The organism is Piscibacillus halophilus, assembly GCF_900110685.1.
Taxonomy (GTDB): Bacteria; Bacillota; Bacilli; order Bacillales; family Alkalibacillaceae; genus Piscibacillus; species Piscibacillus halophilus.
Genome location: NZ_FOES01000002.1, coordinates 70,107 through 81,562, shown reverse-complemented (window position 1 = coordinate 81,562; position 11,456 = coordinate 70,107). Strand labels below are relative to the sequence as shown.

General features: G+C 36.0%; 12 protein-coding genes. All 12 read left to right on the top strand.

Annotated features, from left to right (window positions below; genetic code table 11):
* Positions 1 to 72: 72 nt before the first annotated feature.
* Positions 73 to 915, top strand: coding sequence for a spore cortex-lytic enzyme (gene sleB, locus BMY57_RS01675; RefSeq protein ID WP_256205225.1), 843 nt, complete (start codon positions 73 to 75; stop codon positions 913 to 915).
* An 18-nt stretch (positions 916 to 933) separates the two neighbouring features.
* On the top strand, positions 934 to 2,274 hold the full coding sequence (ypeB, locus tag BMY57_RS01670) for a germination protein YpeB (protein ID WP_338157640.1): 1,341 nt from the start codon (positions 934 to 936) through the stop codon (positions 2,272 to 2,274).
* 88 nt (positions 2,275 to 2,362) lie between these two features.
* A complete protein-coding gene (locus BMY57_RS01665) occupies positions 2,363 to 3,022 on the top strand; it encodes a flagellar brake protein (RefSeq protein WP_091772277.1) in 660 nt (219 codons plus the stop codon).
* A 27-nt stretch (positions 3,023 to 3,049) separates the two neighbouring features.
* Positions 3,050 to 3,709, top strand: coding sequence for a (d)CMP kinase (gene cmk, locus BMY57_RS01660; RefSeq protein WP_091772276.1), 660 nt, complete (start codon positions 3,050 to 3,052; stop codon positions 3,707 to 3,709).
* Positions 3,710 to 3,721: 12 nt separating this feature from the next.
* Positions 3,722 to 4,300, top strand: a complete 579-nt coding sequence (locus tag BMY57_RS01655) for a lysophospholipid acyltransferase family protein (protein ID WP_091772275.1) — start codon at positions 3,722 to 3,724, stop codon at positions 4,298 to 4,300.
* 85 nt (positions 4,301 to 4,385) lie between these two features.
* Entirely contained in the window at positions 4,386 to 5,525 is a 1,140-nt protein-coding gene (rpsA, locus tag BMY57_RS01650; protein ID WP_091772274.1) for a 30S ribosomal protein S1, read from the top strand.
* 207 nt (positions 5,526 to 5,732) lie between these two features.
* On the top strand, positions 5,733 to 7,043 hold the full coding sequence (der, locus tag BMY57_RS01645; protein ID WP_091772273.1) for a ribosome biogenesis GTPase Der: 1,311 nt from the start codon (positions 5,733 to 5,735) through the stop codon (positions 7,041 to 7,043).
* Between the two features lie 16 nt (positions 7,044 to 7,059).
* Positions 7,060 to 8,082, top strand: coding sequence for an NAD(P)H-dependent glycerol-3-phosphate dehydrogenase (locus BMY57_RS01640; protein WP_091772272.1), 1,023 nt, complete (start codon positions 7,060 to 7,062; stop codon positions 8,080 to 8,082).
* 80 nt (positions 8,083 to 8,162) lie between these two features.
* Positions 8,163 to 8,426 (top strand): stage VI sporulation protein F, encoded by a 264-nt coding sequence (locus tag BMY57_RS01635; RefSeq protein WP_091772271.1) that lies wholly within the window; start codon positions 8,163 to 8,165, stop codon positions 8,424 to 8,426.
* A gap of 256 nt (positions 8,427 to 8,682) precedes the next feature.
* Positions 8,683 to 8,880 (top strand): DUF2768 domain-containing protein, encoded by a 198-nt coding sequence (locus BMY57_RS01630; protein WP_091772406.1) that lies wholly within the window; start codon positions 8,683 to 8,685, stop codon positions 8,878 to 8,880.
* A 12-nt stretch (positions 8,881 to 8,892) separates the two neighbouring features.
* Positions 8,893 to 9,621: a YphF family lipoprotein gene (locus BMY57_RS01625; RefSeq protein ID WP_091772270.1), complete on the top strand. Its 729-nt coding sequence runs from the start codon at positions 8,893 to 8,895 to the stop codon at positions 9,619 to 9,621.
* A 142-nt stretch (positions 9,622 to 9,763) separates the two neighbouring features.
* On the top strand, positions 9,764 to 11,242 hold the full coding sequence (gene spoIVA / locus BMY57_RS01620) for a stage IV sporulation protein A (protein WP_091772269.1): 1,479 nt from the start codon (positions 9,764 to 9,766) through the stop codon (positions 11,240 to 11,242).
* Positions 11,243 to 11,456: the final 214 nt, after the last annotated feature.

Below are 11,456 nucleotides of genomic sequence, written 5' to 3'. Positions count from 1 at the left end.
AGATAATAGGGCATAGATTGTTTGTCATGAGGAGGAATTACAACATTGGGTAGGCTAAAGTTAATTACAGCAATAGGAATAGCGGTTGTTTTTTCAATAGGGTTATCTAATCATGCTCCACCATCACAAGCGTTTACAGAACAAGTCATACAACAAGGGGCTGTAGGAGAAGATGTCATCGAGCTACAATCAAGACTACAGTATATAGGTTTTTATAATGGGAAAATTGATGGAGTGTTTGGTTGGGGAACCTACTGGGCAGTTCGTAATTTTCAAAATGAGTTTGGTTTAGAAGTGGATGGTTTTGTAGGGCAGAAAACGAAAGATATGTTGGTTAAAGCTTCAGAATATGACCAAGATTGGGTTCAACAACAAATCGAAGAAGGTAAAGAGTTTACACACTATGGTGGACAAAAACGGCCTTGGTCAGAAGCGCAGCAACAAGGAGGGCAAGGCCAAGGTCAGCAAGAACAACAACAAGATCAAGGTCAAGATCAACCTCAAGAACAAGCTCAGGAGCAACCAGATGAGCCTACAGCAACAAATGTACCCAAAGGATTTTCACAAAATGATATTCAATTAATGGCTCAGGCTGTTTACTCTGAAGCAAGAGGTGAGCCTTATTCAGGACAAGTTGCAATCGCAGCTGTTATTTTAAATCGATTAGATGATTCAACATTTCCAGATTCAATATCAGGGATTGTATTTGAACCTTTAGCTTTTACAGCCGTAGCAGATGGGCAATTCTATATGGAACCTGATGAACAAGCCAGGGAAGCGGTGATGGATGCGATTAATGGATGGGATCCCTCTGGGGGTGCTACTTATTATTTTAATCCTGATACTGCAACATCTGATTGGATTTGGCAACGGCCACAAATCAAACGAATTGGTAAACATGTATTCTGTAGGTAGAAAGGAGGTTTTCCAATCATGCGTTGGGTGTTATACATTGTATTAATTGTGGGGCTAATTAGTGCGATTGTGTATGGATATCAAGAGCACCAGGAAAAGAATGCGATTTTAATTCAAGCAGAAAACAACTATCAACGGGCATTTCACGATTTAACTTATCGAATTGACTTATTGAATGATAAAATTAGTACGGTTTTAGCGATGAATACGCCAGAAAATCTGTCTCCAGAGTTAACTGAGATATGGAAGATCTCCTCTGAAGCACAGGCCGATGTTGGTCAACTTCCTTTAACATTGATGCCTTTTAATAAAACAGAGGAGTTCTTATCCAACATAGGTGAATTTTCTTACCGTGTGGCCATTAGAGGACTTGACGAAGAGCCGTTGACTGAAGAAGAAATGGATCTTCTAAGTCAGCTACACGAAAGTTCTAATAATATTCGAAAAGAGCTAAGAACTGTTCAACACGAGGTACTCGACAAAGGGTTACGCTGGATGGATGTTGAAGTCGCACTAGCAACAAACGAACCAGGAGATAATACCATAATCGATGGGTTAAAAACCATTGAAGATAACTCAGAAGAATTTAATAGTACAGATAATGAAGGTGTTTTTACATTAAACAGTGAATCGAAAAGTGAAGAAATTAAATTCGAAGGGAAAACTTATAACGAAGAGGAAGTACAAGAATTTATCACCGAACAGTTTGAATTAGATGGTAATGTTGATATGAACATTACTGGTACGGGTGATGGTGCAGATATACCGATGTATAATGTCTCTTTTGATACAGGAGACTTACATGGGTATGCGGAGTTATCTCAACAAGGTGCTAATATGATTTCCTATATGTTAACCCGAGAAGTTGGCGAGGCACAAATTAGTTTGAATGAGGCTATGATTCAAGCTGAAGAATTATTAAATGGTCTCGGATATGATAACATAGAAATGGTCGAAAGCTCACAGTATGAAAAAGTAGGTGTCTTCCGTTTTGTAAGAGTGGAGGATGATGTCTATTACTATCCAGATAGTCTACAAGTAAAAGTCGCATTAGATAATGGTGATATTATGGGACTGACGGCAAGAGATTATATCGTAAATACGACCACTCGAGGAGAAGTAGATTTTTCAGAGAATATTACTGATGAAGAAGCACGAGATTTGGTGAATCCGAATATCGAAATAATGGAATCAAGAAAAGCAGTAATAGAGAATGATCTAGGTGAAAACGTTCTCTGTTATGAGTTAGTAGGAGTTCTAAATGATCAAACCTATCGCGTTTATATTAATGCCGATGATGGCTTTGAAGAAAAAGTTGAGAAATTAAAGCAATCCGAACAATTATACGGAATTAATTAGCGATGAGAAGGGAAAGGACAATTTAAGTCTTTTCCTTTTTCATTTTTTTTGACATAATAAGAGTAGCTGAAAACGGAGGGGACTAATCATGTTTAAAATTGGAATGAAGTTGACAATTGAAACCTTTAAAAATGGTGAAGTAGAAAGTCGTTTTCAGTGCCGTATAGTAGACATTACTCAAAATTATCTTTGTATTGATTATCCAATCGATGAATCAACTGGTCGGACGTCTTTATTACTAGATGGATCAGAATTCACCATTTCTTTTGTTGGAGAAGACGGCAATGTTTATCAATTTTCTTCAGAGGTTAAAGGAAGAAAAAAGTTAAAAATTCCAGTGTTACTGATTTTAATACCGCTAAAAAACGAAATTCAAAAAATACAACGTAGAGAATATGTTAGAGTGGACGTTTCATTAGATGTAGCGATCCATCCACAATCAGATCAACAACCTTTAATTACGAGAACGGTTGATATAAGTGGTGGAGGCCTCGCGGTTGTGGATGACGGAACAGCTAGAGGTTACAAGCCAGGTGATGTTATGGACATTACAGTCGTTCTTCCATTTGCTTCTAACCATTATAGTTACTTTATGGCCAAGGCTGAATTAATCCGTTTTATAGACGGGTGGGATCAGAATCCTGCTAAAATTACATATCAATTTATTAATATGAATGATAAACAACGTGATAAAATTATAAAGTATTGCTTTGAAAAACAGTTAGAAGAACGTAGAAAAATAAAATAACGAACTTAAGCAACGGAGGAGTAAGACATGAGAATTGCAATTGACGGACCTGCAGCAGCCGGGAAAAGTACTGTTGCTAAAATGATCGCAAAAAAGCTTAATTATGTATACATCGATACAGGAGCCATGTATCGTGCGTTAACTTGGAAGGCTCTTGAAACTAATACGGATGTTCACGATGAAAACTCTTTAGGAGCATTAGCTGATCAGATAAACATTTCGTTTGAAAATACATATAGTGGACAAGAAGTACTTGTGAATGAACAAAATGTTACAAAAGAAATCAGAAATCACGAAGTTACTAATAACGTGTCTTATGTGGCTCAACACGCAAAAGTACGTGAAAAGTTGGTAGAAATGCAGCGTGATTTAGCTAAAGAAGGAAATGTGGTTATGGATGGTAGAGACATTGGTACTTTTGTCCTGCCTAATGCAGAAATTAAAGTCTTCTTAGTAGCATCTGTAGGAGAAAGAGCAGAAAGAAGACATAGAGAAAACCTTGATAAAGGTTTCGAATCAGATCTTGAACAATTAAAAGAAGAAATTAGAAGGCGAGATAAAATAGACTCTGAAAGGGATGTAGCTCCTTTAATCAAAGCAGAAGATGCCGTTGAAATTGATACAACGAGTAAAAGTATCGAAGAAGTCGCTAATTCTATTCTTTCACTTGTACAATCAAAAAATTAAAGGGGTAAAACAATGATTTATAAATTTGCAAAAAATGTAGTAAGTCTTATTTTTCATATTCTATTTAGAATTAAAGTAGAAGGTAAGGAGAACGTCCCAAAAAAAGGTCCCGTTATTATATGTTCTAATCATATATCGAATTTCGATCCGCCATTAGTAGGAATCACTAGTCCGAGAGATATTCATTTTATGGCTAAAGAAGAGCTTTTTGAAAAAGGTTGGTTAAAAACTTTATTATCGCATTTAAATGCTTTTCCTGTTAAGCGGGGGATGAGAGATCGTAATGCGTTAAGGAATGGTTTGAAACGACTAGAGGAAGGTCATACACTAGGACTATTTCCCGAAGGAACTCGGAGTAAAAATGGCGAAGTTAAAAAAGGATTAGCGGGAGCAGGATTTTTTGCGATGCGATCTAATGCAACCGTTATTCCTTGTGCTATAATTGGGACATATGAAAAGTTTTCTAAATTAAAGGTAGTTTATGGACCACCAATACAATTTGATTCATTAAAAAAAGAGAAACCAAGTGCACAAGAAGTGACGGATGAAATTATGGACCATATAAAGCGTCTATTAGATGAAAATCGTTAATTCATGTTAAGATGAAAATATTAACAATGATATTAAGTTAGCATTAGCATTGATTGTAGTTTTGAAAGCTTAAGGAGGAAGAGATATGAGCGAAAACCACGAAAACCAAATGGAACAAACTTTAGAAGTAGGAAGTGAAGTAACAGGTAAAGTAATCAAATTAGAAGATAAACAAGTAATTGTTGATCTTGGTGCAAAATATGATGGAATTATTCCAATTTCAGAATTGTCCCATTTACATGTGGAGCATACAAATGAAGTATTATCTGAAGGAGAAGAAGTACAACTATTAGTAACTAAGCTTGAAGACGAAGCCATTATTCTTTCTCGTAAGCAATTAAGTCAAAAACAGGCTTGGGAAAACTTAAAAGAATATTATGATTCAGGTAAAATATTTGAAGCTACTGTAATTGATGTCGTTAATGGTGGTTTAGTTATGGATGCGGGCTTAAGAGCTTTCATGCCTGCTTCACAAGTTGAAGCTTACTATGTAGAGGACTTTGAACCTTATAAAGGACAAACACTACAAGTAAAAGTAATTGAGATGGATGAATCTAAACATCGAGTGATTTTATCTCATCGTGCGGTCGTTGAGGAAGAACAAAAAGAAAAGAAAAAAGCAACTTTAAGTCAGCTAGAAGCAGGTAAAATCGTTGAAGGTGTGGTACAGCGTTTAACTAACTTTGGAGCTTTTGTTGACCTAGGTGGAGTAGATGGCTTAATTCATATTTCACAACTTTCTCATGATCATGTTGAAAAGGCTGAAGATATTGTTAAAGAAGGCGAAAAGGTTAAAGTTAAAGTTTTATCTGTAGATCTCGACAATGAACGCATAGCTCTTTCACTTAAAGATACTTTACCTGGACCTTGGGATGGTATTGAAAATGAGATAAAAGCGGGTGATGTTATCGAAGGTGAAGTAAAACGTTTAGTTAACTTCGGTGTTTTTGTTGAAATTAAACCAGGTGTCGAAGGCCTTGTGCACATTTCACAAATTTCAAAAGAGCACATTGGAAATCCATCTGAGGTATTAAAAGAAGGACAGAGAATCAAAGTAAAAGTCTTAGATATTAGTGAAGAAAATAAAAGGGTCTCTTTAAGCATAAAGGAAGCTCAAGAGGAACAAGATAATGTTGAGCTTAAAAAATATCAAAAAGATGATGAAGATCAAGGGTTTCAATTAGGTGACTTAATCGGTGACCGCTTAAAAGATTTAAAAAAATAACCTAATTCATTTTGCCAAGCGGAATCAAGCACCTACTTTTAGTTAATTAAGCTAAACTTAATCTGGTATACGGAACAGCTTAAATCAAAATGTTTACCTAAGTATGAAAGTTGAGCCGCTCAGTTCCGTTCTTAAAAAAGTGGCGCAATGCCACTTTTTTATTTGGTATTATTGAAGAAGAGCAGTTTACATAAAGGATGAAGATAAATGAAGAAATCAGTTGTAGCCATTGTAGGGAGACCTAATGTTGGAAAATCAACTATATTTAATCGGTTAGTTGGAGAACGAATCTCAATTGTTGAAGATATACCAGGTGTTACTAGAGATCGTATATACTCAGAGGCAGAGTGGTTACATTCTACGTTTAATGTGATTGATACAGGTGGAATTGACATTAGTGATGAACCGCTTATTGTTCAAGTTCGAGAACAAGCTCAGATTGCGATTGAAGAGGCAGATGTGATTATCTTTTTAGTTAATGGACGCGAAGGGATCACGGCCGCTGACGAAGAAGTAGCTAAAATATTATATAAATCCAATAAACCAGTCGTTCTAGGGGTTAATAAAATTGATAATTTTGAAATGCAAGATCTGTTATATGAATTTTATGCTTTAGGATTTGGACAACCTTTCCCTATTTCAGGAACACATGGCTTAGGTTTGGGAGATTTATTAGATGAAGTCATTAAACACTTTCCAGACCGTGAGGAAGTTGAAGAAGACGACGATCGGATTAATTTCTCTTTAATAGGGCGACCAAATGTTGGTAAGTCTTCACTCGTCAATGCATTATTAGGTGAAGAACGGGTTATTGTGAGTAACATTGCTGGTACGACAAAAGATGCAATAGACACGGGGTTCTCAAAAGATGGAAGAGATTTTAAAATTATTGATACAGCTGGGATGCGTAAACGAGGAAAAGTATATGAATCAACTGAGAAATATAGCGTTTTAAGAGCATTAAAGGCAATTGAACGTAGTGATGTCGTTTTAGTTGTCATTGACGCTGATACGGGAATTCTTGAACAAGATAAGAGAATTGCTGGCTATGCTCATGAAGCAGGAAAAGGAATTGTTATTGTCGTAAATAAGTGGGATGCGGTTGATAAAGAACAAGATACGATGAAGAAATTCGAAGATGATATTCGTCAACAATTTCAATTTTTGTCCTATGCACCGATTGTATTTTTATCAGCCTTAACGACAAAGCGAATCCACACGCTTTTACCTATGGTTGTTGAAGTAAGTGAAAACCATGCTAAACGTGTAAAAACAAACGTATTGAATGAAGTTATAGAAGACGCTCTTGCTATGAATCCTACCCCTTCTATTAAGGGACAAAAATTAAAAATTCTTTACACGACACAAGTGGCTACAAAACCACCAACTTTTGTTGTGTTTGTAAACGATCCAGAACTCATGCACTTTACGTATGAACGCTTTTTAGAAAACCGTATTAGAGAAGCATTTGGGTTTGTCGGAACCCCGATCAAAATTTATGCTAGACAAAGAAAATAATTGTTGAGGTGAAATGATGGAACAAGTCGCAGTCATTGGTGCCGGGAGTTGGGGTACTGCCCTTGCTATGGTTCTTGCTAATAATCAACATAATGTAAATGTATGGTCGCATAGAGAAGATCAAGTAAATGAAATCAATCATCATCACACCAACTCAAAATATTTACCTGATGTTAAATTACCGTCTAATTTAGTTGCAAATGCTGATATACAAGAAGCAGTGGAGAATGCCAAAGCAATTTTATTGGTTGTACCGACAAAGGCGATTCGTGAAGTGTGTAGAAAATTACGTCCTTTTATAAATACAAATCAAACGCTAATTCATGCTTCAAAAGGTATAGAACCAGAAACCCACAAAAGAATTTCTGAAATGATTGAAGATGAGCTGGGGGAAGGTGTTCATGATCAGCTTGTGGTATTATCTGGCCCGAGTCATGCTGAAGAAGTCGCTTTAAAACAACCAACAACTGTCACTGTCTCTTCTTATCATCTAAAGTCTGCGGAAATTGCTCAAGATTTATTTATGAATGAACATTTTAGAGTTTACACTAATGAGGATGTTGTTGGGGTTGAAATCGGCGGAGCTTTGAAAAACATTATTGCGTTAGGAGCTGGAATATCTGACGGTTTAGGGTATGGCGATAATGCGAAGGCTGCCTTAATAACACGAGGACTTGCTGAAATAGCAAGACTAGGTACTCAGCTTAATGCGAATCCGCTAACTTTTGCTGGCTTAACAGGTGTAGGTGATTTAATCGTCACTTGCACGAGCCAACATAGTCGAAACTGGCGTGCTGGGAATATGTTAGGAAGAGGATATGTATTACAAGATGTACTTGATCAAATGGGAATGGTTGTGGAAGGCGTCCGAACAACTAAAGCAGCTTATCAACTATCCCAGAAGCTAAATATACCAATGCCAATTACAGAAGGATTATATGAACTACTCTTCGATGAAAAAGATCCAAAACATGTGGTGGATGACTTAATGAACCGAGGGAAAACTAAAGAATTAGAAGATTTATCATCTTTTTTATAAATTTAGACGATATACACACACAACAGCCCTCCCTCTCTTGCATATAGTATTACGAATGCAAACTCAGGGAGGAGCCAATTATGTCTCAAGATTTCCAACAAAATATTTTTAATCATTTAAAAAAGAAAGCAAATATTAACCCTAATGAGGTAATGAATGTGGCTAAAGCAATGCAAAATGCTAACTTTTCTGATGAAAAAACCGTCAGAGATTTAGTTAGACATTTGGCTGCAATGGCTAATAAACCATTGAGTCAGCAAAAAGAAGATCGCATTGTTAAAATGATAACGGAAAAAGGCGATCAATTAGATCAACAAACGCTACAACAATTTTTCAAAAATTAGGGTAAGTATGGGCAAGCGAAGATTCGCAACAATCTACGAATCATACTATAATATGCAACAGTCAATATGAGCTACTTATATGAGGATTTAGTCAATGATAAAGAGGTGCAGAGCCCCAGCACCTCTTTTTTATTTGAAATAGGGGGGCTTAGAGTATATTTTAGATATTTAACATTATCTACAACTTTTTATTCAATATAACTCTAATAGATATGCTATAATACGACCTAGAGAAAAGAGAAAGGGCTTGATAGATATGTCAGAAGGAATGCTTAGAATGTACATATCATTTGGTGGTATGGGTGCACTTGTGTTGTCTGCTGTACTCATTTTATTTGCTAGACATAAATTAAAAGGGTTTTTTAGAATTGTTGTAAGTATTTTAGCTTACCTACTGTTGATTATAGGTGGAATTATTATATTTATTATTGTATTTAGTGGGCCGACAGATTAGGTGGGATATATGATGAAATTAAAGGTAATAGGAATTTTATTCTTAACGCTGATGTTAACTGCATGTCTATACCCTGATGATCAAAAGGTCGATCATCAACCGACAAATGATGAGCAATTAGAGGAAGTACAGCAAGCTGTCCACCAATATAAAGAACAGAACAACGGTTTATTACCTATTAAAAATCGGGACCAAGATACCCCGGTTTATATTAAATACCCAATTGATTTTAATACGTTAAAAGAAGCTAATATTATGGGACAGCCACCCGCGAATTCTTATGAACGAGGTGGAGCCTATTCTTATGTTATTGTAGACCCTGAAGGTGAGGCTGCAGTGAAGGTCTCAGATGTTCGAGTGAATCAACAGTTACGTTCAATTAATTATGACATTAACTTATATCGTAATAAGAATTTATACCCTCCTTATGGAGATATGATCTTTAAAAATTATTTTGAACTTGACCATGATTCCCTAGAAGAAAAAGAGCCATTAAAGGTGAAAAGTCCTTATACTAGAGATGAGTTGGATGTCATTATCAATGTAGATGGACAACCATTAGTAGATTATCGCCCGGATGTCTATAAATTATTAGAAGAGCAGGGAATAAGTGAATATGATGGGGATTTGCGTGACTTGTTAGTTGAGGAGTATCCTATGGTACCATCCTATTCTCCTCCAATGGTGTTAGAAGATGGAGAGATTATCTTTAAAGAGCATGAAACCGAAACAAATGAATAAGTTTAGTAATAGAGATTCTATTTATTTTTATAAGAATCTCTATTTTTTTTGTAATTAAGTCATATTTGAATAGGACAACATCATAAATTAATATTGCATCGAATAATAGGTGTACGATATTGTACAGGGTCGGAGGGATATAATGGAAAAATTCAACGTGTTTCATGACATATCGAAACGGACGAACGGTGATATCTACCTTGGTGTTGTAGGTGCTGTCCGAACAGGTAAGTCAACATTTATTAAGAAGTTTATGGATTTAGTTGTAATTCCTAACATCTCGAGTGAAGATGAACGAGAAAGAGCTAAAGATGAATTACCACAAAGTGCTGCTGGTCGTACGATTATGACGACTGAACCTAAATTTGTTCCAAATTCAGCAGTAGAAATTTCTGTTGAAGAAGGTTTAGACGTTAAAGTACGTATGGTAGACTGTGTGGGTTACACAGTCGAAAGTGCTAAAGGATTTGAAGATGAGAATGGACCAAGAATGATTCATACACCTTGGTATGAAGAAGCTATTCCATTCCACGATGCAGCTGAGATTGGAACTAGAAAAGTCATTCAAGAACACTCAACTGTAGGTATTGTCGTCACAACGGATGGTTCATTTGGTGAAATCCCACGAGAAGATTATGTTGAAGCTGAACGAAAAGTTGTAGAAGAACTTAAAGAAGTTGGAAAACCATTCATTATGGTATTAAACTCTAGTCGACCTCATGAATTAGAAACAATGGAATTAAGAAATGAGTTGGCAGAAGAGTATGATATTCCGGTTTTACCAGTATCAGTTGAGAATTTAAGAGAAGAAGATATCTACAATGTATTACGAGAAGCTTTATATGAGTTCCCGGTTCTTGAGGTAAATGTAAATCTCCCGAGCTGGGTAATGGCTTTAAAAGAAAATCATTGGTTACGCAAACAATTCCAAGGTGCCATTCAGGAGACAGTCCAGAACATAAAACGTTTACGCGATGTTGATCGAGTCGTGGGCGATTTTTATGACTATGAATTTATCACAGATGCACACCTTTCGGGTATGGAAATGGGTGAAGGTGTTGCAGAAATCGACTTACATGCATCAGATGATCTTTACGATCAAGTTCTGAAAGAAATCGTAGGTGTTGAAATTAGAGGTAAAGATCACTTACTGGAACTGCTTCAAGATTATGCTGATGCGAAACGTGAATATGATCAAGTATCTGATGCACTACAAATGGTTAAACAAACTGGTTACGGAATAGCGACACCAGCATTAGAAGACATGCGATTAGAAGAACCTGAAATCATCCGACAAGGCTCTAGATTTGGAGTTAGGTTAAAGGCAGTTGCACCATCCATCCATATGATTCAAGTAGATGTTGAGTCCGAATTTGCACCAATTATCGGTACAGAAAAACAAAGTGAAGAACTAGTTAGGTACTTGATGCAAGACTTTGAAGAAGATCCACTTTCTATTTGGAAATCTGACATATTCGGCCGTTCACTAAGTTCAATCGTTAGAGAAGGAATTCATGCTAAATTAACGTTAATGCCTGAACATGCACGATATAAATTGAAAGAAACATTAGAAAGAATAATAAACGAAGGAAACGGTGGATTAATCGCCATCATTTTATAAAAGCGACAAATTAGTCGCTTTTTTATTTTGTTTAAATCTCTATAAATTGGTTGTGTAATAGTAGAAAGGTATGATTTTAAGAGAAAAATAGTAAAAAACCCTTTTAAAATGCTTATTTGGCGCGATTTTTCCTTGCTATCCTATCTATTTCTATGGTAATATGCAAATAACCGGCTAGAAAAATATGCTAAACTTAAAAAACCGGTTATACTGG

Excerpts from the sequence above, each read along its gene's own strand:
- ypeB (WP_338157640.1), top strand. The coding sequence starts at position 934 with ATGCGTTGGGTGTTATACATTGTATTAATTGTGGGGCTAATTAGTGCG.
- BMY57_RS01665 (WP_091772277.1), top strand. The coding sequence starts at position 2,363 with ATGTTTAAAATTGGAATGAAGTTGACAATTGAAACCTTTAAAAATGGT.
- cmk (WP_091772276.1), top strand. The coding sequence starts at position 3,050 with ATGAGAATTGCAATTGACGGACCTGCAGCAGCCGGGAAAAGTACTGTT.
- BMY57_RS01655 (WP_091772275.1), top strand. The coding sequence starts at position 3,722 with ATGATTTATAAATTTGCAAAAAATGTAGTAAGTCTTATTTTTCATATT.
- rpsA (WP_091772274.1), top strand. The coding sequence starts at position 4,386 with ATGAGCGAAAACCACGAAAACCAAATGGAACAAACTTTAGAAGTAGGA.
- der (WP_091772273.1), top strand. The coding sequence starts at position 5,733 with ATGAAGAAATCAGTTGTAGCCATTGTAGGGAGACCTAATGTTGGAAAA.
- BMY57_RS01640 (WP_091772272.1), top strand. The coding sequence starts at position 7,060 with ATGGAACAAGTCGCAGTCATTGGTGCCGGGAGTTGGGGTACTGCCCTT.
- BMY57_RS01635 (WP_091772271.1), top strand. The coding sequence starts at position 8,163 with ATGTCTCAAGATTTCCAACAAAATATTTTTAATCATTTAAAAAAGAAA.
- BMY57_RS01630 (WP_091772406.1), top strand. The coding sequence starts at position 8,683 with ATGTCAGAAGGAATGCTTAGAATGTACATATCATTTGGTGGTATGGGT.
- BMY57_RS01625 (WP_091772270.1), top strand. The coding sequence starts at position 8,893 with ATGAAATTAAAGGTAATAGGAATTTTATTCTTAACGCTGATGTTAACT.
- spoIVA (WP_091772269.1), top strand. The coding sequence starts at position 9,764 with ATGGAAAAATTCAACGTGTTTCATGACATATCGAAACGGACGAACGGT.